The organism is Brevundimonas sp. GW822-FHT03E11 (genome assembly GCF_058801445.1).
Genome location: NZ_JBXANG010000001.1, coordinates 333,255 through 352,934, shown reverse-complemented (window position 1 = coordinate 352,934; position 19,680 = coordinate 333,255). Strand labels below are relative to the sequence as shown.

General features: G+C 65.2%; 17 protein-coding genes. 6 read left to right on the top strand and 11 right to left on the bottom strand.

The window, feature by feature from the left end; genetic code table 11:
- Positions 1-21 precede the first annotated feature (21 nt).
- Positions 22-1,422, top strand: coding sequence for a pyridoxal-phosphate dependent enzyme (locus AC1RKE_RS01770; RefSeq protein WP_348684666.1), 1,401 nt, complete (start codon positions 22-24; stop codon positions 1,420-1,422).
- Positions 1,423-1,427: 5 nt separating this feature from the next.
- A complete protein-coding gene (locus AC1RKE_RS01765) occupies positions 1,428-2,591 on the top strand; it encodes a cystathionine gamma-synthase (protein ID WP_348684664.1) in 1,164 nt (387 codons plus the stop codon).
- Positions 2,592-2,593: 2 nt separating this feature from the next.
- On the opposite strand, the gene AC1RKE_RS01760 is transcribed toward AC1RKE_RS01765, so the two are convergent.
- The 6 genes from AC1RKE_RS01760 to udk all read right to left on the bottom strand — a co-directional run bounded on the left by AC1RKE_RS01760 (position 2,594) and on the right by udk (position 5,890).
- Positions 2,594-2,854, bottom strand: a complete 261-nt coding sequence (locus tag AC1RKE_RS01760) for a hypothetical protein (RefSeq protein ID WP_287105397.1) — start codon at positions 2,852-2,854, stop codon at positions 2,594-2,596.
- A gap of 23 nt (positions 2,855-2,877) precedes the next feature.
- Positions 2,878-3,051, bottom strand: coding sequence for a hypothetical protein (locus AC1RKE_RS01755; protein WP_152950636.1), 174 nt, complete (start codon positions 3,049-3,051; stop codon positions 2,878-2,880).
- Between the two features lie 42 nt (positions 3,052-3,093).
- Positions 3,094-3,306 (bottom strand): cold-shock protein, encoded by a 213-nt coding sequence (locus AC1RKE_RS01750; RefSeq protein ID WP_348684662.1) that lies wholly within the window; start codon positions 3,304-3,306, stop codon positions 3,094-3,096.
- Positions 3,307-3,478: 172 nt separating this feature from the next.
- Positions 3,479-4,189 (bottom strand): TorF family putative porin, encoded by a 711-nt coding sequence (locus tag AC1RKE_RS01745; protein WP_348684660.1) that lies wholly within the window; start codon positions 4,187-4,189, stop codon positions 3,479-3,481.
- Between the two features lie 36 nt (positions 4,190-4,225).
- Positions 4,226-5,158: an NAD(P)H-dependent flavin oxidoreductase gene (locus AC1RKE_RS01740; protein WP_348684659.1), complete on the bottom strand. Its 933-nt coding sequence runs from the start codon at positions 5,156-5,158 to the stop codon at positions 4,226-4,228.
- Between the two features lie 84 nt (positions 5,159-5,242).
- Positions 5,243-5,890: a uridine kinase gene (gene udk / locus AC1RKE_RS01735; protein ID WP_054766158.1), complete on the bottom strand. Its 648-nt coding sequence runs from the start codon at positions 5,888-5,890 to the stop codon at positions 5,243-5,245.
- 168 nt (positions 5,891-6,058) lie between these two features.
- On the opposite strand from udk, the gene AC1RKE_RS01730 reads away from it, so the two are divergent.
- Positions 6,059-7,693 (top strand): long-chain-fatty-acid--CoA ligase, encoded by a 1,635-nt coding sequence (locus AC1RKE_RS01730; RefSeq protein ID WP_395942399.1) that lies wholly within the window; start codon positions 6,059-6,061, stop codon positions 7,691-7,693.
- A 15-nt stretch (positions 7,694-7,708) separates the two neighbouring features.
- Positions 7,709-8,395: a DUF1499 domain-containing protein gene (locus AC1RKE_RS01725; protein WP_287394809.1), complete on the top strand. Its 687-nt coding sequence runs from the start codon at positions 7,709-7,711 to the stop codon at positions 8,393-8,395.
- Between the two features lie 55 nt (positions 8,396-8,450).
- On the opposite strand, the gene AC1RKE_RS01720 is transcribed toward AC1RKE_RS01725, so the two are convergent.
- On the bottom strand, positions 8,451-9,353 hold the full coding sequence (locus AC1RKE_RS01720) for an MBL fold metallo-hydrolase (RefSeq protein ID WP_348683399.1): 903 nt from the start codon (positions 9,351-9,353) through the stop codon (positions 8,451-8,453).
- A 547-nt stretch (positions 9,354-9,900) separates the two neighbouring features.
- Between AC1RKE_RS01720 and AC1RKE_RS01715 the strand changes: the two genes are divergently transcribed.
- Together AC1RKE_RS01715 and AC1RKE_RS01710 are read left to right on the top strand one after the other, a co-directional pair.
- A complete protein-coding gene (locus AC1RKE_RS01715) occupies positions 9,901-12,924 on the top strand; it encodes an outer membrane beta-barrel protein (protein ID WP_348683397.1) in 3,024 nt (1,007 codons plus the stop codon).
- A 185-nt stretch (positions 12,925-13,109) separates the two neighbouring features.
- Positions 13,110-13,685, top strand: coding sequence for a hypothetical protein (locus AC1RKE_RS01710; RefSeq protein WP_152950629.1), 576 nt, complete (start codon positions 13,110-13,112; stop codon positions 13,683-13,685).
- A gap of 43 nt (positions 13,686-13,728) precedes the next feature.
- On the opposite strand, the gene metH is transcribed toward AC1RKE_RS01710, so the two are convergent.
- The 4 genes from metH to AC1RKE_RS01690 all read right to left on the bottom strand — a co-directional run bounded on the left by metH (position 13,729) and on the right by AC1RKE_RS01690 (position 19,580).
- Positions 13,729-16,395 carry a methionine synthase gene (metH, locus tag AC1RKE_RS01705; RefSeq protein WP_348683395.1) on the bottom strand — a complete coding sequence of 889 codons (2,667 nt, stop codon included), beginning with the start codon at positions 16,393-16,395 and terminating at the stop codon, positions 13,729-13,731.
- Positions 16,396-16,546: 151 nt separating this feature from the next.
- The gene (locus AC1RKE_RS01700) at positions 16,547-17,653 is read right to left on the bottom strand and encodes a homocysteine S-methyltransferase family protein (protein ID WP_348683393.1); all 1,107 of its coding nucleotides are present in this window, start codon (positions 17,651-17,653) and stop codon (positions 16,547-16,549) included.
- Entirely contained in the window at positions 17,653-18,609 is a 957-nt protein-coding gene (gene metF, locus AC1RKE_RS01695; RefSeq protein WP_054766151.1) for a methylenetetrahydrofolate reductase [NAD(P)H], read from the bottom strand. Before metF ends, AC1RKE_RS01700 begins: the two co-directional genes overlap by 1 nt.
- Positions 18,606-19,580 carry an ArsR/SmtB family transcription factor gene (locus tag AC1RKE_RS01690; protein WP_054766150.1) on the bottom strand — a complete coding sequence of 325 codons (975 nt, stop codon included), beginning with the start codon at positions 19,578-19,580 and terminating at the stop codon, positions 18,606-18,608. The genes metF and AC1RKE_RS01690 overlap by 4 nt, the downstream gene beginning before the upstream one ends.
- Between the last annotated feature and the right edge of the window lie 100 nt (positions 19,581-19,680).

Here is a 19,680-nt window from a genome sequence, read left to right as displayed (position 1 = left end):
CGTCCCGAACCGGAGCCTACGATGTCCCTGAACGCCCCCGCCCTTAGCGCGACCGTGAAGTCGCCGCTGGATCTGATCGGCCGGACGCCGATGGTGGAGGTGACGAAGATCGACACCGGCAAGTGCCGGCTGTTGCTGAAACTGGAGTCCCAGAACCCCGGCGGTTCGATCAAGGACCGGATCGCGGTCGAGATGCTGGATGCGGCCGAACGTGAGGGATGGCTGAAGGAAGGCGGCACGATCGTCGAGGCGACGGCCGGCAATACCGGCCTGGCCCTGACCCTGGTCGGGCGGGCGCGTGGATATAAGGTGCTGCTGGTCATTCCGGACAAGATGTCGAAGGAAAAAATCCAGCATCTGCGAGCCATGGGCGCCGATGTTCGCCTCACCCGGTCGGACGTGCCGCACGGACACCCGGAATATTACACCGACATGGCCGAGCGTCTGGCCCAGGCCATTCCCGGCGCCTATTACGTCAACCAGTTCGCCAACCAGTCGAACGCCGAGGCCCATGTGAAGACGACGGGGCCGGAGATCTGGGAACAGACGGGGGGCGACATCGACGCCTTCGTCGCCGGTATCGGCTCGGGCGGGACGATCACCGGCGTGGCGCGCTACCTGAAGAGCGTCGGCTCGAACGCCCAGATCATTCTGGCGGATCCGGTGGGATCGACCCTGGCCGGCATCGTCAACGAGGGCGTGCCGGGGCCGGACGGCAGCTATACGGTCGAGGGCATCGGTCAGAACTTCGTGCCCGATACGGCGGACATGAGCCTGATCGACAAGGCCTATTCGATCCCGGACGCGGAAGCCATCGCCACGGCGCGCGAACTGCTGCTGAAGGAAGGCATTCTGGCGGGATCTTCGTCGGGCACTCTGATCGCCACGGCCCTGCGCTGGTGCCGCGAACAGACTGAGCCCAAGACCTGCGTCACCTTCGTCTGCGACACCGGGGCCAAGTATCTGTCCAAGGTCTATAACGACGCCTGGCTGGCGGATCAGGGCCTGGGCGAGCGCGAGCTGCACGGCGACCTGTCGGACCTGATCAATCGCAAGTACGAGCGGGGCGACGTGGTCGTCGCCGGTCCGGGCGACACCCTGGACACGGCCTTCAAGCGGATGAAGGGCGCCGACGTCTCCCAGCTGCCGATCATCGAGGACGGGCGTCTGGTCGGCATTCTGGACGAGAGCGATCTGGTCCATGTGATGAACACCGACGAGATCACCCGCAAGGAGCGGTTCGCCAAGCCGGTCGCCGACGCCATGACGCGCGATCTGGACACGGTCCAGGTTAATGAGCCGCTGGACGCCCTGATCCCCCTGTTCGACCGTGATCGGGTGGCCATCGTGCTGGACGGCGAAAAGTTCGTGGGCCTGATCACCCGCACCGACCTGATCAACCACCTCAGCCTGAACCGGTAAGAACCATGGCCGACAAGAAGAACAGCCAGGGTTTCTCGACCCGCGCCATCCATGCCGGGCAGCATCCCGACCCGACGACGGGCGCGGTGATGACGCCGATCTACGCCACCTCGACCTACGCCCAGGAAAGCCCGGGCGTGAACAAGGGCTATGAGTATGCGCGGGGCAAGAACCCGACGCGCGAGGCGTTCGAGGCCTGCATCGCCGACCTGGAGGGCGGGACGCATGGGTTCGGCTTCGGCTCGGGCATGGCGGCGACCTCGACGGCGCTGGAGCTGCTGGACGCGGGCGATCACGTCGTGACCGGCGATGACCTGTACGGCGGTTCGTGGCGGCTGTTCGAGCGGGTGCGACGGCGGAGCATGGGGCTGGACTTCACCTATGTGGACCTGAGCGACATCGCCGCGGTCGAGGCGGCCATCACGCCCAAGACGAAGATGCTGTGGGTCGAGACGCCGACCAACCCGCTGATGAAACTGGCCGACATCGCCGCCCTGTCGACGGTGGCCAAGGCGCATGGCCTGCTGCTGGTGGTCGACAACACCTTCGCCACGCCCTTCTGCCAGCAGCCCTTGAGCCTGGGGGCGGACATCGTCATGCACTCGGCCACCAAATATCTGAACGGCCATTCGGACATCATCGGCGGGGTGCTGGCGACCGCAGATGCTGAGCTGGCGACGCGGATCAAGTTTCTGCAGAACTCGGTCGGCGGAATCATGGGGCCGTTCGACGCCTTCCTGGCCAACCGTGGCCTGAAGACCCTGGCGCTGCGGATGAAGGCCCACTGCGAGAACGCCCTGACGGTGGCGCGCTGGCTGGAGACCCGGTCGGGCGTGGCGAAAGTCATCTATCCCGGCCTGATCGCCCATCCGCAGCACGAACTGGCGGCGCGCCAGATGCGCGGCGGTTACGGCGGCATGGTGACGGTGATCCTGGACGGCGACCTGGAGCGGACCAAGCGGGTGCTGGAGCAGGTGCAGGTCTTTACGCTGGCGGAATCGCTGGGGGGGGTCGAAAGCCTGGTGAACCACCCGGCCATCATGACCCACGCCAGCGTGCCCAAGGAGGTCCGCGAGAAGGGCGGGATCACCGACAGCCTGATCCGCCTGTCGGTCGGGGTCGAGGACGTCGAGGACCTGATCGCCGACCTGGATCAGGCCCTGGGCTGATCTCAGCCGGTCGGCAGAGCCGTCTGGTGGCCGGTGACGGGCGGCAGCTTCTTCTTGGGGGCGGCGCGCTTCGCCGGCGGGGCCTTGACGGGCTTGGGCAGGGCGGCGCGGCGGGCCAGTTCGTCGTCGATGACCGGCAGGATGTCGCTGGCGGCCATCACCTGGGTGGAGGCGCCGTGTTCGACCAGACGGGCGGCGTTGGCGCGCAGGGTGGTCAGGTCGGCGTCGGTCATGGTGGGGATCATGTCGGCGAGCGGGGTCATGTCGTCATCCGTGCAGAAAGGCTTCAGGGCCGGCGCGCGAGGCGCCAGCCCTTCAGCTGATTGAAGGCGATCTCGACCACGACACGGTCGCCGAGCAAGGACACGCCGTTCGGCGCACCCAGGGTCGGCAGGACCGTGACGATGTGGCCGTTGTCCAGGCGGACCTTCCGGCCGCCCAGAGGCAGGAGCTTCGTCACCTCGCCGTCGAAAGCGATGGCGGGCGAGCCAAGAAGCTTGTCCTACTCCGCCGCCGAAAGGCGACTGGCGGATTCCTTGCCGGAGCGCTGGTCGCGCTCGATCTCGTAGCCGATCTTCTGGCCTTCGTTCAGCGAGCCGAGGCTCGAGGTTTCGACCGCCGAGGCGTGGACGAAGACGTCCTTGCCGCCGTCATCAGGGGCGATAAAGCCGTAGCCTTTGGTGGGATTGTACCATTTTACAGTGCCGGTAGCCACTTGGAGACCTCCGTCTGGCGTTGACCGAAGGGAGGGCCCCAGGCGGTCTGTCGGGTCTGAATGGGATCGGCGTTTGGACCTCGGTGCGTGATGCAAAGGGAGCAGCGGCGTTACGCAGAGAGATCGACGCCCTCGATATGGGAGCCCCAAGGCGCGGGCGCAAGGGTGCGGGTCAGAAGGCGTAGGCCACTTCCGCCACCAGGGCCTTCTCGTACTGTTCGCCGAATGTATGGGCGTCGGTGTCGTGGTAGCGCAGATCCAGCGCCAGGGCGTCCGTCAGGGCGTAGGTCACGCCCGCGTTCCAGCCGGTGTAGTCGGGGGCGCCGTCCTGTTCGCGGCGGCCGACGGCGGCAGAGCCCTCCAGACGGGGACTGAAGGCCCAGGCGAGTTGGGCTTCGACCCAGGTGAAGGACCGTGTGGACCCGGCCGCGTCGGGCGAATACTGGACCTGCAGCCGGGCCTCGGCGGGACCGACGGCGCGGCTGATGTCGCCGGTCAGCTCCCAACCATCGGCGTCATAGCCGGGATCAACGTCCCATCGGTTCTTGTAGGCCAGGCTGAGGTCGAAGGCGTAGCCCCAGGCTTCCGGCCGGTAGCCGGCGACCAGTTCGGTCTCGAACCGGGAACCCCCAGCCTGGATCGTCTCGAACCCGGGACCGGCGTAGAAACGGCCGTCGGCGGACTCCCAGGTCGCAGCGCCGAAGACATAGCCGTCGTTGCCGGACTTGGACGCCGCCTTGGATCGGTTGTCCGTCCCCGCCCCCAGCTCGAAACCCCAGTCCGAGGAAGGACCGGAGGTCTTGGCCAGGGCCGGTGCGGCGAGGGCCGCAAGGGCGACGGCGAGGGGAACGGGGAGGCGGGCGGCGCGTGTGTTTCGGATCATGGGGGCTCCAACGCGCGAACCGCGCGAAAGAGCCCCTTAGCCTGTCGGGAAGCGGGCTGAAAACTGTTCCGTAGCCTGAGCGAACTCTTGTCGCAGGCGGGCGACCAGTTCGGCGGTCGGAACGACGTCGTGGATGGCCCCTGCGCCCTGGCCGGCGGACCAGACCGTCTTCCAGGCCTTGGCTTCGTCGCCCATGTCCAGCTTGTGCTCGGGCAGATGTTTGGGATCGATACCGTTTTCGATCAGGGATTTGGTCATGAAGTTGGCCGGAACGCCGGAGACCGCCGGGGTATGGACGATGTCGGTCGAGCCGCTGTCGATGACCATCTGCTTATAGGCCTCGGGCGCCAGGGCTTCGGCCGTGTTGATGAAGCGGGTGCCCATATAGGCGAAATCGGCGCCCATCATCAGGGCCGCCGCCACGTCTCGGCCCGTCGAAATGGCCCCGGCCAGGATGATGGTCCCGTCGTAGAAGGACCGGACCTCGTTGATCAGGGCGAAGGGATTGATGATGCCGGCGTGGCCGCCGGCGCCGTTGGCGACCAGGATGAGGCCGTCGACGCCCGCCTCGGCCGCCTTTCGGGCGTGACGGATGTTGGCGATGTCGTGGAAGACCACGCCGCCGTAGCCGTGGACCGCATCCACCACGTCGCGCACCGCGCCGAGCGAGGTGATGATGAGCGGCGCCTTCTCCTCGACCGACACCATCATGTCGGCCATCAGCCGGGGGTTGGTCGGGTGGACGATGTGGTTGACGCCGAAGGCGGCGGCGTCGGGGGACAGGCGTCCCTTGATCTCCTGCAGCCAGTCCCGATAGCCCTCGGTGGTGCGCTGGTTCAGCGACGGGAAGGTGCCGATGATCCCGGCGTTGCAGGCCTCGACCACCAGATCCGGCCCCGAGACCAGGAACATCGGCGAGGAGATGACCGGCAGGGTCAGGCCTTTTTGAAGCGAAGCGGGAATGGCCACAGGCGTCTCCTTCAGTTTCGTTTCAGGACGCATACCGGGCTGTCGCGGCGTAAGGCAATCCGTTCCGAAGTCCGACCGAAACCTTCAGTCTGTCAGGAAAGGCGCCAGCAGGGGATGGGCCAGGACGGGCGCGGCCAGACGAACCACGGCCTGCGGATCTTCCAGCCGGACGGCGGCGGTGGCGTCGGCGACGATGAAGTCGGCGTGGGTGCGCGACGGCTCGGTCAGCCGCTCGTGCCCCGGCCGCACCGTGGCGAGATACTGGGCTACGACCGAATCCGCCGACCGACCCCGCTCGGACTGGTCGCGCAGCAGGCGCCGGATGAAGCGGATGTCGGCGGGGGTGTCGACGAAGACCCGGATGTCAAACAGGGCGGTCAGCTCGGGCGTACAGAGCACATGGGTGCCTTCGACGATCACCACCTCGGCTGGCGGGATCGGTTCGCCGCCCGGCTCGCGTCCATGATGGATGAAGGAATAGACGGGCGCGGTCACGCCCCGACCCGACTTCAACGCCTTCAGGTCTGTGATCATCAGCGCATGGTCGCGCGCGGCTACATCGTCGAAGTCGAAGGTCGCGGGGTCGAAGCCGGGCAGGGCGGCGGCGTCCTTATAATAGGAGTCTTCGCGCACCAGCACGGCCGCCCCGTCGGGCAGGCTGGACACAAGCGCCTCCGCCAGCGTGCTCTTACCGGAGCCGGAGCCCCCCGTGATTGCGATCAATATGGCCATGGACGGCCTTCTACGGCGCCGGCCGGCGCATCGCCAAGCGCCGGTCCGACGGGGCGATCGGTCGCGCGACGGCGCGCCGGGCTCGCATTGCTTATCGCTGATCACCCCTATAGCGTCTCATCAAGCGTCGCGGGCGAGCAGACGCATCAAGGGACAAGGAAGACGCACATGCTGGGATTGATGCAGGATTGGCCTCTGACGGTCGATAAGATCCTCGACCATGCCAAGAACTGGCACGGCGACCGCGAAGTGGTCACCCGTTCCGTCGAAGGCCCCATCGTCCGCACCACCTACAGCCGGATTCACGACAGGGCCAAGCGGGTGTCCAACGCCCTGAAAGCCTGGGGTATCGAGCCCGGCGATCGCGTCGCCACCCTGGCCTGGAACACCGACCGCCATATCGAGACCTGGTACGGCGTCATGGGCATAGGCGCGGTGTGCCACACCCTGAACCCCCGTCTGTTTCCCGAGCAACTCGTCTATATCATCAACCACGCCGAGGACCGGGTCATCTTCACCGACCTGACCTTCGTGCCGCTGCTTGAAGCGATTCTGCCTCACATCCCGAAGGTCGAGCGGGTCATCATCATGACCGACGACGCCCACATGCCGCAGACCCGGCTGCCGCGCGCAGAATCCTATGAAAGGATCGTGGCTGACCAGTCCGCCGGCGTCTTGTGGGGCGACTTCCCGGAAAACACCGCCTGCGGCCTGTGCTACACCTCCGGCACCACGGGGAATCCCAAAGGGGTGCTGTATTCGCACCGCTCCAACTTCCTGCACACCTTCATGGCCCTGCAAGCTTCGGTGGTCGGGGGCAAGACCAGCGACGTCATACTGCCGGTGGTGCCCATGTTCCACGCCAACGCCTGGGGCATCGCCTTCGTCGGTCCCGCATCGGGCTGCAAGCTGGTGATGCCGGGCGCCCGGATGGACGGGGAGGCTCTGTATGAGCTGCTCGAGACCGAGGGCGTCACCTTCTCGGCCGCCGTGCCCACCGTGTGGCAGGGGCTTCTGGCCCATATGCGGCAGAACGGATTGAAGCTTTCTACGGTCAAGCGCGTGCTGATCGGCGGTTCGGCCGTGCCGGAAAGCCTGATCCGCGCCTTCCACGACGATTATGGCGTCGAAGTGCTCCAGGGCTGGGGGATGACCGAGACTTCGCCGATCGGCACCCTGTCGAACATGACGCCGGAGACGGCGGCCCTGCCGTTCGAGGAACAGCTGAAATACCGCACCAAACAGGGGACGCCCCCACTGGGCATAGAACTGGCGCTGAAGGACGACGCGGGTCAGAGCCTGCCGCATGACGGGGCCACCTTCGGCCATTTGATGGTCAAGGGACCGACGGTCGCCCGCGCCTATTTCCGCGAGGACGCCTCGATCCTGGACGCGGACGGCTTCTTCGACACGGGGGATGTGGCGACGGTGGACGAACTGGGCTTCATGCAGATCACCGACCGTTCGAAGGATGTGATCAAGTCGGGCGGGGAGTGGATCAGCTCCATCGAGATCGAAAACATCGCCGTCGGCCACCCCAAGGTCGAGCTGGCGGCCGTCATCGGCGCCCCCCACGCCAAATGGGACGAGCGCCCGGTCCTGCTGGTCAAGCTGAAGGCCGGCGAGACTCTGGACAAGCAGGAGCATCTCGACTTTCTGAAGGGCAAGATCGCCAAATGGTGGATGCCCGATGACGTGGTGGCCCTGGACGAGATCCCCCTGGGCGCCACGGGCAAGATCGACAAGAAGCTTCTGCGCGAGCGGATGAAGGACTATCGTCTGCCCGACGTTCAGCCCGCCTGACCTGCCGGAACGCCGATGCGATCGACCAAGCCCGTCCCCGCCTTGATCCCTGTCCTGACCGCCGTGACGGCGGCGGCCCCGGTCCTGGCGGTGGCGGCCATGGCGGCGACCCTGTTCGGCGGGGTCGATCGGGCGGTCACCTATGATCTGCTGACCTGGACGGTGGGGCGGGGCATGGCCTGGGTCGGTCTGGGCGCAGCCTTGACCGTGACGGTCCTGGCTCTGCGGGACCTCGGTCGCCGTTGGGTCTATGCCGTCACGGCTCTGGTCCTGGCGGGAGGCGTCCTGGGCGTCTTCCTCCATCAAGGCGCACGGCTGGCCCAGCCTACGCCGCGTGACGTCAGCACCAGTGTGGAAGAACCACCGGCCTTCAGCCATTTGGCCGCCCTTCATCCTCGCGCGAATGACGTTCAGGGGATGCAGGCCTGTCCCGCCGCCCGCTCCATTCCCTCGCAGATCTTGGCGCAGCAGGCGGTATCGGCCCTGGTGGACGCTGGTTTTCCAGTGGTTCGCGCCGCGACCTTCGAGGTCGAGGGGGTGCATGAGGGCGCCTGGTTCGGCTTCGCCTATGACGCGGTGATCCGCATCCGGCCCGGACGGACCGACATTCGAGTTGCAGCGCGCGATCCGCGCCCCGACGGCGGCGCGACCTGCCGTCTGATGGGCAAGATCGTCGCGGCCCTGGAGGAGGAAGTCCGCTAGAGCATGATCGTTTCGGACGGAACCGCGCAGCGGTTCCTCCTCAACGGATCAGGCTCTAGGCCGGACGAAACTCCGCCGTCACGCTGGGCGGGCCCGAAACGGTCGCCGTCCCGTCTTCGACCAATTTGATCAGATGGGCCAGGACCGACAGGGCGGCGGCCGGCCACAGCCGCTGATCCACGGCGGCGTAGAGAATCGGCGTCATCTCCGCCGCCGTTCGGTCGCCCGCCCTCAACCGCGCCGCCACCTGGGCCTCGCGCTCCAGCCTGTGGGCGCGATAGGCTGACAGAAAGGGCCCAGGGTTCGTCACAGGGGCGCCGTGCGTGGGCCAGAGAGTGGTGAAGTTCCGCGCGATCACGGCGTCCAAGCTGGCCATATAGTCGCGCATGTTTCCATCCGGCGGCGCCACCACCGTGGTGGACCAGCCCATGACGTGGTCGCCGCTGAACAGGGCGTTCTCCTCCCGTAGAGCGAACGCCATATGGTTCGAGGCGTGGCCGGGCGTGAACAGGGCCTCCAGCGTCCAGCCGTCGCCCTCGATCCGTTCGCCGCCCGTCAGCACCGTGTCGGGGGCGAAGTCCGCATCCTCATCCTCATCCAGCGCGCCCGAGGCGTGGGTTTCTCGCACCGGGGGCCGCGCCGCGACAATCGTCGCCCCCTTACGATCGGCGAAGGGGCGGGCGAGGGGGGCGTGGTCGCGGTGGGTGTGGGTGACGAGGACGTGGCTCACTACACGTCCCGCCACCGCCGTCAGCAGGGCGGCGAGATGCGGCTCGTCCAAAGGGCCGGGGTCGATCACCGCCACCTGCGCCCCCGGCTCGGCCCGACCGACAATATAGGTCCCCGTCCCCGTGAAGGTGAAGGGACCCGGATTGTGGGCGATCACTCGCTGAATCAGCGGCGAGACCTGATCGCGCCGCCCGTGGGCGAAATCAAAATCCCGAACGAAGGGAATCACGCCGACGCCCCCGTCCTCTGGCGCGACCCTTGCCTTAACTCCTCGGTAACCTTCGCCGGAGCGCCCCATCATGGCTCGTTCGATCGCCTTCGCTGTCTCAAATCGGCTCCAGCCTATCGCGGCGGCGCTGCTGTGTCTCATGGCGGCGCAACTCGTCACAGCGTCGTGCACGCCCGAGCCGGCGCCTTATGCGTCGAGGGTGGCGGTGGAGCGGTGATTTGAGCGGAATGCTCCTAGGGACCATCTAGAGGGCTGTGGGGGAAATATTGCGCATCCGATGACGCAGCAGACAAAAAATCTCAAAGTGTCGCGTTCTTGCGGGCTCAGATTTATGAATTGGTGGATTTCGCCGCAATAACGACGTATTGTGGCCTTCCTCGCCTTTCTGTGGCCATATTGCGACAGGTGGACGACTAAAGGGTTACGGACCTGTAATAGACGTAGCGCGCCCTATGTGGCGGATTAAGCTCTCCTCCGATCTACGTGCATGGGGACGTAGAGTTTAGGCGGCATTTTAGCGTCGCCCGATCGTTTCAGGAGGATGATTTTGAAAAACCGATCCATTCGGCAGCGGATGCTCGCTACGACCATGATGGGCGGCGTGGCGTTCGCCATGATCGTGGCAGCGCCTGTCCTGACGCCAACGGCTGCTTTGGCTCAAAGCACGACGGGCGGCCTTCGCGTGACCGTCAATGGCCCTGACGGCGCGCCCCTGGCCGGCGCAACGGTCACTGTCAGTTCGCCGCTCTCGCTGGTGTCTCGTACTGGCGTGACGGATAGTGCGGGTTTTGTGCGCTTGTCGGGCCTTGACCCGGCCGCCAACTACACGGTCACGATCTCGGCGCCCAACTATGAAACCTTTACGGCGACCGGCATTGCGGTGACGTCGAACAGTGACCTGTCGCAGACGTTCAGCATCGGTGGTGCGTCGACCGTGGACGACATCATCGTGACCGGCACCTCTTTCGCCGCTGTCGATGTGACTTCCGCCACGGTTCAGACTGTTTTGACGCTGGACACTGTGGAATCCCTGCCTACGGGCCGGAGCTATCAAAGCTATCTGCAACTCGTTCCTGGCGTGAAGCCTGGCTCGAACCCGTCTTCAAAGTCGGGCATTAACTCGTCAGTCACTGGTGTGGTGGGTTCGTCTTCGGACAACGTCTACTACATTGATGGCGTAAATGTCACCGACCCCGTCACCGGCACCTTTGGCGCCAACCTGAACAACGAAATCATTCAGGAGCAGAAGGTCATTACTGGCGGTGCACCTGCTGAGTACGAAGGTGGTTCGGGTCTCATCTCACAAGTGGTGACAAAGTCCGGGTCAAATGAGTTCCACGGTTCTGTCAACTACTACTTCCAGAATGACAGTCTCGTTCAGGAAGACAAACATAATGAGTCGGCTGGATTCTCCACCTACGACACGGCAGTGACGCTCGGCGGACCCATTCTTCGTGATAGGCTGTGGTTCTTCGGTTCTTATCAGCGCACGCATCGCGAAGACGACGTTCTGAACAGAACCACCGGCGCGGTTCAGCGGACGGTCGAACGCGACGCTGAGTACGGCTTCGCGAAGTTGACTTGGCAGATTACCGACAATGACCGGTTGACCGCGACCTACCTGAGCGATCCGACGGAAATCAGCGGCAGCTCCTCGGCATCTGTTCGCAACTATCGTGACTCGGCGACGGACCAGGGTGGCGAGCGTTACAAGATCGATTACACCAAGACCTGGGGCGATCTGACGCTGAACGCTTACTACTTCAACCACGAGTCTGAGCTCAACACGATCGCCGCCGACAGCTCCACGCGTAATAACGTCGTGTTTGCTCGTGGGGCGACTTATACCTACGAAGAGCAGAACATTGGTGGTTCGGGCGGGAATACGCTTCGTAACCGCAATCGGGATGAATGGGGCGTCAGCGCCGAGTACTTCCTGGACACGTCCTTCGGCAGCCATACGTTCAAGGCGGGTTACACATCGACCAAGAACGAAAACATCGTCGAGGGTACGGTGAACGGAGGCGCGACCTATACCTCGCTGTCGAGCCGTTACCCGGGCACGACCTTTGCTCAACTGGCGGGCACGGGCTTTACGAGCGCTGTCTTCTCCGCCGATGACCGTAGTCGTATCATCGATGGCATCAACGCAGCCTCGAACCGGGCCGCGCTTTATGCGATCGTTGACACCAACCGTGACGGATCCCTGTCGCTGGGTGAGATCGACGCCATCAGCTTCTCCGATACGGCAGGAAACCCGGGCGGCCAGATCAACTCGTATCGCTCGCTGCGGACACAGAACGGCATCAACAATGTGGGTTCCGAAGGCAAGGCCTTCTACATCCAGGATAGCTGGACCAAGGGACAACTGACGGTGAACGCCGGCGTGCGAGCCGAGGAGTGGACCCACACCGATTCGAACGGAAGCGAACTGTTTACGTTTGAATGGGAACTCGCGCCGCGTGTCAGCGTCGTCTATGATTTGTTCGGGGACGGCCGCACCAAGGTCTGGGCCTTCGGCGGTCGCTATTACGATCCCGTACGTAACGACATGACCGCCTTCGCCGGCAGCCTGTCAGGGGCAGTCGATGAAGAGCAGATCAACATTGGCGGCAACTGGGTGACTTATCGTACCCGCGGTGGCGCTGCTGTGCTCGACTCCATCTTCTCGCCCAGCACCAAGACGCCCTACACGGATGAATTCCTGATCGGCTATTCGACCACCTTTGGACGTGACATCGGTCTGTCGGTGGTCGCCACCCAGCGGAACACCCGTAACATCTTCGAAGACTACGATCTGCACGTCTATTCGGACCCGACCAATACGGGTCTGGACGGCAACGCGGTTCCCGGTGGGCCCTTCTTCCTGGACTACAGCTACTTCGGTTTGAGCGCCGCTCAGATTGCTGACGTCCAAGCGGGTCGGATCAACTATGTGTTGGGCACCCTCGCCGGCGGCAAGCGTGACTATCGCGGCATCGAAGTGGCGCTGACGAAGTACCGTACCGAAAACTGGTTCGGACAGCTGTCCTACACCTTCAACGACGCCAAGGGTAACTCGAGCTCGGACGGCAATGCAGGCGTGCAGGGTGACTTCATCTACCTGGATCCCCGCGCTCCGAACGCCTGGGGTGATCTGCCTGGGAACATCAAGCATCAGTTCAAGGCTTACGGCGGTTACGAGTTCGACTTCGGCCTCGAGCTGGCTGGCGTCTTCAACTGGAACAGCGGTGTAATCTACACCCCCATCTCGTATCTGTATGGATATGTGGCGGGACCGCGCGATCCCGCTTACAACTTCGGCGGCACGACCTCGACTTGGCTTTCGCCCGGCTTCACCGGCTCGGAGACGGGCCCGTCGTACTTCACCTTCGATGTTCGGGCGACCTACACGCTCGACCTGTCGTTCGGTAAGGTCGAGCTGTTTGCGGACATCTTCAACATTCTGGATCAGCAGTCCGCGACGTCGGAATTCACTGACGTGGCTGGTAACGCTGACTTCGACTACCAGGAAGCGAATGCTTGGGTTGCGCCTCGCCGCGCCTATCTGGGGGTGCGCTACTCCTTCTAAGACGAGAACCTCAGGATGTCGGCGGCTCCGCCGTCATCCTCAAGGCCAAGTCATAGCGGAAGAAGCACTGGGCGGCGGACTTCGGTCCGCCGCCCTTTCTTTTTGAGCGCCGCACTGGCGCCATCTTGGCGGTGGAGCGTTACAGCTTGGCTGGGCGCTGGGGCGCCCTCTCGTCTAGGATTGCAATGCTGAAGTTTTCCGCCGCCGCGCTCGCCGCGACCCTTTCGCTTTCCGCCGCCGCCGCCGCCTTCGCCCAGTCCCAGGACGGGCCGATCGTCACCGGCAATCGCACCGCCGAGACGGCGGAGGCCCTGAAGGTCCGTGAGGCGATCGCCTATTCGCACACGCTGCCGCGCGGGGCGCCGACACAGGATTATCCGCTGGTGGCCTGGTGCGACGCCCTGGTGACGGGGCACGCGGATCTGGGCGACAGCCTGACGAACCGCTCGCCGGAGGATACGGAGCTGGTGCGGCTGGGTCGTCTGGAGGCCCAGGATTTCCGCAGCGCCCTGGCGGCGGCGGAGCCGAGGCAGACGGCGGCGACCAAGGCGGCTGCGCAACAGGCGGCGGCTGCGGCCAAGGCCCAGTGGGCGCCGCTTCTGGCGAGCGAGGACGAGGCGGCGCGGAGCCAGTCCTTCGGCCTGTTCTACGGCCTGCCGGGCCGGTGCGAACATGCGGCGCGGCGCATCCGGAACAACATCACCACTCCGCCGGCGACCCCGGCCGAAGTGGGGCTTGAGGCGCCGGCGCCCGCAAACTAAGCGGCGGGGTCTCGAAGATTAACAGCGGCGGCCTGGGTCCGGCTCAGGCCGCCGTTTCCCGTTTGGCGGCGTAGGGATCGTAGTTGAGGATGGGGGCCAGCCAGCGTTCGCAGGTGGCCACGTCCCAGCCCTTGCGACGGGCGTAGTCCTCGACCTGGTCCAGGTCGATCTTGCCGACGCCGAAATAGTGGCTGCCGGGATGGCCGAAATAGAGGCCCGAGACCGAGGCGGGGGGCCTCATGGCGAAGCTCTCCGTCAGGGCCATTCCGGCGTTTTGCTCGGCCTGAAGCAGGCGGAACAGGGTGGCCTTTTCCGTATGGTCGGGCTGGGCCGGGTAACCGGGCGCCGGGCGGATGCCCTGGTATTGTTCGGCGATCAGATCGTCGACGCTGGTCGCCTCGTCGGCAGCGTAACCCCACAGCTGGGTGCGGACTTCCTTGTGCAGCCGTTCGGCGAAGGCCTCGGCCATGCGGTCGGCCAGGGCGGTGGCGAGGATGGCGGAATAGTCGTCGCCCGCGTCCTTGAAGCGTTTGGCGATCTCCAGCTCGCCGTGGCCGGCGGTGACGGCGAAGGCGCCGATATAGTCCTGGTCGTCGTCGGCGATGAAGTCGGACAGAGCCAGGTTCGGTTTGCCGTTCGACTTCTTGATCTGCTGACGCAGCGTGTGGAAGCGGGCGATCTCGGCGTCGCGCGTCTCGTCGGCGAAGACGATGATGTCGTCGCCGGCGGCGCGGGCGGGCCAGAAGCCGACCACGCCCTTGGCGGTAAACCACTTCTCGTCGATGATCCGCTTCAGCATGGCTTGCGCGTCGGCGAACAGATCCCGGGCGGCCTGGCCGACGATCTCGTCTTCGAGGATCAGCGGATAGCGGCCGATCAGCTCCCAACTGGCGAAGAAGGGAGTCCAGTCGATGTGGTCGGCGAGATCCTGAAGATCCCAGGCGTCGAAGGCCCGCACGCCGATGAAGCCGGGCTTGCCGGGGCGGGGCTGATCGGGGTCTAGCCTGAAGCGGTTCCCGCGCGCCTGATCCAGGGTCGCGCGCGCCTTGACCTCCTGGCCCCGCGCGTACTGTTCGCGGATGCGGATGTATTCGTCGCGGGTGGCGGCTTCGTTCCTGGCCCTTTCGGTGGGCGACAGCAGGCCCGAGACCACGCTGACCGCGCGCGAGGCGTCGACGACATAGGTGGTCGAGCCCCGGCGATAGGCCGGCTCGATCTTGACCGCCGTGTGGGTGCGGCTGGTGGTGGCGCCGCCGATCAGCAGGGGAATGTCGAAGCCGCGTCGCTCCATCTCGGCGGCGACGAAGACCATCTCGTCCAGCGAAGGCGTGATCAGGCCGGACAGGCCGATGATGTCGACGTTATGGGCCTTGGCCTCGTCCAGGATCCGGTCGGCCGGCACCATGACGCCCAGGTCGATGACTTCGTAATTATTGCACTGAAGCACGACGCCGACGATGTTCTTGCCGATGTCGTGGACGTCGCCCTTGACCGTGGCCATCAGGATGCGGCCCGCCTGCTCGCGCGGTTTGCCGGCCTTTTCGGCCTCCATGAAGGGTTCCAGCCAGGCGACGGCCTGTTTCATCACCCGGGCGGACTTGACCACCTGGGGCAGGAACATCTTGCCCGAGCCGAACAGGTCGCCGACCACATTCATCCCGTCCATCAGCGGACCTTCGATGACGTGCAGCGGCCGTTCGGCGGCGAGACGCGCCTCCTCGGTGTCGGCCTCGATGAACTCGGTGATGCCGTGGACCAGGGCGTGCTCGATCCGCTTGCCGACCGGCTGTTCGCGCCAACTGAGATCGACGACGCGGGCCTGACCCTTTTCGCCCTTGTAGCGCGGCGCCATATCGACCAGCCGCTCGGTGTTCGAGACATTGGTCCGCTGCGGTCGGTTCAGAATGACGTCCTCGACCGCCTCGCGCAGCTCGGGGTCGATGTCGTCATAGACGGGCAGGTCGCCGGCGTTGACGATGCCCATGTCCATGCCGGCGTTGATGGCGTGGTACAGGAAGACGCTGTGGATGGCCCGGCGCACCGGCTCGTTACCGCGGAAGCTGAACGAGACGTTCGAGACGCCGCCCGAAATGCGGGCGTAGGGCAGGGTGGCCTTGATGACCTTGACCGCCTCGATGAAGTCGACGGCGTAGTTGTCGTGCTCCTCGATCCCCGTCGCCACGGCGAAGATGTTGGGATCGAAGATGATGTCCTCGGGCGGGAAGCCGACCTCTTTGACCAGGATGTTGTAGGCGCGGGTGCAGATCTCGATCTTGCGGGCGGCGGTGTCGGCCTGGCCCACCTCGTCGAAGGCCATGACCACGACGGCGGCGCCGTAGCGCAGGCATTTGATCGCCTGTTCGCGGAAGGCGGCCTCGCCCTCCTTCATGCTGATCGAGTTGACGATGGGCTTGCCCTGGACGCACTTCAGCCCCGCCTCGATCACCTCCCATTTGGAGCTGTCGATCATCACCGGCACGCGGGCGATGTCGGGCTCGGCCGCGATCAGGTTGAGGAAGGTTCGCATGGCGACGGCGCCGTCCAGCAGGCCCTCATCCATATTGATGTCGATGATCTGGGCCCCGGCCTCGACCTGCTGACGGGCGACATCGAGGGCGGCCGAATAGTCGCCCTCGACGATCAGCTTGCGGAATTTGGCCGAGCCGGTGACGTTGGTCCGTTCGCCGACGTTGATGAAGGTGGGGCGCATTACAGACTTCCGCTCATCCCCGCGAAAGCGGGGACCCAGTGCTTTTGGGAGGCACGGTGCATGGGATCGCGAGCGAAGACATCATGGTGATGGCTGTCGCCCAAAGGACTAGGTCCCCGCTTTCGCGGGGATGAGCGGGGAGGGAAGCCTGTCACGCCACCATCTCGAACGGTTCGAGGCCCGACAGCCGCAGGGCCACCGGTCGTTCCGGGATCGCGCGCGGCTTCAGCGGCGCGACTTCCTCGGCGACGTGCCTGATGTGATCCGGCGTCGTGCCGCAGCAGCCGCCGACGATGTTGACCAAGCCGGAGGCGGCCCATTCCTCGATGAAATGGGCGGTCTCGTGCGGCTCCTCGTCGTACTGGCCCATGGCGTTGGGCAGGCCGGCGTTGGGATAGGCCGCGACCAGGGTGTCGGCGACGCGGCTCAGTTCGGCGATGAAGGGCCGCATCAGGTCGGCGCCCAAGGCGCAGTTGAAGCCCACGGCGAAGGGTTTGGCGTGACGCACGCTGTTCCAGAAGGCCTCGGCCGTCTGGCCCGACAGGGTGCGGCCCGACCGGTCGGTGATGGTGCCCGAGATCCAGATGGGCAGGGCGTCCATGCCTTCGTCTTCCAGATCCTTGATCGCCTTGATCGCGGCCTTGCAGTTCAGCGTGTCGGTGATGGTCTCGATCAGATAGAGATCGACGCCGCCTTCGTTCAGCGCCTTCACTTGATGGCGATAGGCCTCATAGACCTGATCGAAGGTCACGCTGCGGGCGCCGGGGTCGTTCACGTCGGACGACATGGACAGCATCTTGTTCAGCGGACCGATGGAGCCGGCGGCGAAGCGCGGCTTGTGCGGCTCCTTCTCCGTCCAGCGGTCGGCGGCGGCGCGGGCCAGTCTGGCGCCTTCCAGATTGATGTCCCACACCGCCTGGGCGTCCAGGGCGTAATCCTCCTGGGCGATGGTGGTGCCGGAGAAGGTGTTGGTCTCGGAGATGTCGGCGCCGGCGGCGTAATACTGGTCGTGCAGGTCCGAGATGATGTCGGGCCGGGTGATGCAGAGGATGTCGTTGTTCCCCTTCATCTGGTGCGACTCGTCATAGCCGTTGGCGGCGACGAAGCGGTCGGCGCGGAAGTCGGCTTCCGACAGGCCGAGACGCTGGATCATCACGCCCCAACTGCCGTCAAGGACCAGGATGCGTTCCTTGGCCGCCGCATGCAGGGCGGCGATCCGTTCGGCCCGAGTCAGGGGGCGGGTGAGGGGAGAGGTCATTACGCCACAGCCTTTGTTTCACGCACGCCCAGCACGCGGCAGATCGCATAGACCAGATCGGCGCGGTTCAGGGTGTAGAAGTGGAAGTCGGAGAAGCCTTCTTCCTGCAGACGTGCGCAGGTCTCGGCGGCGATGGAGGCGGCCAGCAGTTTGCGGGTCTCCGGGTCGTCGTCCAGCCCGTCGAAATGAGCTTTCAGCCAGTCGGGGATACCCGCGCCGCAAGCGCCGCACATACGGACCAGGCCGGCGAAGTTGGACACGGGCATGACGCCGGGGATCAGGGGAATGGTCACCCCTGCCGCCCGCACCCGGTCGCGGAAACGCAGGAAGGCGTCGATGTCGAAGAAGAACTGGCTGACGGCGCGGGTTGCGCCGGCGTCCACCTTGGCCTTGAGCACCTCGATGTCGTGATCAATGGACGGGCTCTCGGGATGTTTCTCGGGATAGGCGCCGACCGTGACGTCGAAGCCGCCGATGCGGCTGATGGCGGCCGTCAGTTCGGTGGCGTTGGCGTAGCCGTCGGCGCGGGGCTGATAGACGCCGCCGATGCCGCCGCCGCCGGGCGGATCGCCACGCAGGGCGACGATGTGGTCCACGCCGATGGTCTTGTAGCCGGCGATCACCTCGTCCACCTCATCCCGACTCGCGTCGACGCAGGTCAGGTGGGCGGCGGGCCGTAAAGCCGTCTCGGCGATGATCCTTTGCACGGTCCGGTGGGTGCGTTCCCGCGTCGAACCACCCGCTCCATAGGTGACGGAGACGAAGGCGGGGTTCAGCGGCTCAAGCCGGCGGATCGCCTTCCACAGATTGACCTCGGCCTCGTCGGTCTTGGGCGGAAAGAACTCAAAGGAAACCCGCACCGTTTCGCGGTTCGATCCGGCGCGCGCGACCGGCCCCAGCGGCGAGAGCAGCAAGGCCCGCGCTTCCGCCAGATTGGTGGAGGAACCGGTCATCATGCGCTCTTTCTGCCTTGGGCGGCGGCCGGCGCCGCCCGGCGTTCGGCCGTCCAGATCGTTACAGTCAGCCCTTCGTTATCGGGGGGCAGGGCGATGGGCGCAGAGGGAGCCAGGCCGTTGTCGACCAGCCAGCCGGTGATTTCTGCGTCTGCGAAGCCCAGGCGGCGGTGCTGATGCGCCTCGCGCATATGTTCGAAGTCGTGCGGGGCGAAATCGACGATGACCAGCCGCCCGCCCGGGCAGACCAGACGCGCCGCCTCGGCCACGGCGGCGGAAGGGTCGGCGAGATAGTGCAAGACCTGATGCACGATCACCAGATCGGCGCTGCCGGCGGGCAGGCGGGTGGCGAAGATGTCGCCGTGACGCAGTTCGACCTTGCTCAGTCCGGCCTTGGAGACATTGGCGCGGGCGATGTTGAGCATGTTCTGGCTCAGATCCAGCCCGACCGACATCTTGGCCTTCTTGCCGAACAGGGTCAGCATACGTCCCGAGCCGGTGCCCAGGTCGACGACGCGCTTGAACGGACCGGGCCCCACCGCCCTTTCCAGTGCGGCTTCCACGGCGCTTTCGCTGACATAGAGGGAGCGCAGCCGGTCCCATTGCGGCGCAATCTGTTCGAAATAGCTTTCGGCCGCCTGCTGTCGGTCCTTCTGCACCTCGCTCAGTCGCCGATGGTCGGCCTCTCCGGCGTCGTCGGCCAGGATGTCCAGAACGGTGTCGATCAGCCGCCGCGCATGGGGATCGTGCGACAGGCGGTAATAGACACGGGCGCCGTCGGGAAACCGCTCGATCAGCCCGGAATCGGTCATCAGCTTCAGGTGACGGGAGACGCGGGGCTGGCTCTGGTCCAGAATGCGCGACATCTCCATGACCGACAGCTCTTCACTGGCCAGCAGAGACAGGATGCGCAGGCGGGTGGGTTCGCCGGCGGCGCGAAGCGCTTCGACAGTCTGATCGGCGTTCAAGCTCATATGATCATATAAAGATATCTTTATATGATTTGGCAAGCAAAAACCTGCTCGCGAAGGCCGCGACGGGAAGGCTTCCGTTCGCCGTTGAAGGAGATGCAAT

Coding starts and splice junctions, on each gene's coding strand:
- AC1RKE_RS01765 (WP_348684664.1), top strand. CDS start 1,428: ATGGCCGACAAGAAGAACAGCCAGGGTTTCTCGACCCGCGCCATCCAT.
- metF (WP_054766151.1), bottom strand. CDS start 18,609: ATGATGACCGGTTCCTCCACCAATCTGGCGGAAGCGCGGGCCTTGCTG.
- AC1RKE_RS01725 (WP_287394809.1), top strand. CDS start 7,709: ATGCGATCGACCAAGCCCGTCCCCGCCTTGATCCCTGTCCTGACCGCC.
- udk (WP_054766158.1), bottom strand. CDS start 5,890: ATGGCCATATTGATCGCAATCACGGGGGGCTCCGGCTCCGGTAAGAGC.
- AC1RKE_RS01745 (WP_348684660.1), bottom strand. CDS start 4,189: ATGATCCGAAACACACGCGCCGCCCGCCTCCCCGTTCCCCTCGCCGTC.
- AC1RKE_RS01710 (WP_152950629.1), top strand. CDS start 13,110: ATGCTGAAGTTTTCCGCCGCCGCGCTCGCCGCGACCCTTTCGCTTTCC.
- AC1RKE_RS01760 (WP_287105397.1), bottom strand. CDS start 2,854: ATGACCCCGCTCGCCGACATGATCCCCACCATGACCGACGCCGACCTG.
- AC1RKE_RS01690 (WP_054766150.1), bottom strand. CDS start 19,580: ATGAGCTTGAACGCCGATCAGACTGTCGAAGCGCTTCGCGCCGCCGGC.
- AC1RKE_RS01770 (WP_348684666.1), top strand. CDS start 22: ATGTCCCTGAACGCCCCCGCCCTTAGCGCGACCGTGAAGTCGCCGCTG.
- AC1RKE_RS01700 (WP_348683393.1), bottom strand. CDS start 17,653: ATGACCTCTCCCCTCACCCGCCCCCTGACTCGGGCCGAACGGATCGCC.
- AC1RKE_RS01730 (WP_395942399.1), top strand. CDS start 6,059: ATGCTGGGATTGATGCAGGATTGGCCTCTGACGGTCGATAAGATCCTC.
- metH (WP_348683395.1), bottom strand. CDS start 16,395: ATGCGCCCCACCTTCATCAACGTCGGCGAACGGACCAACGTCACCGGC.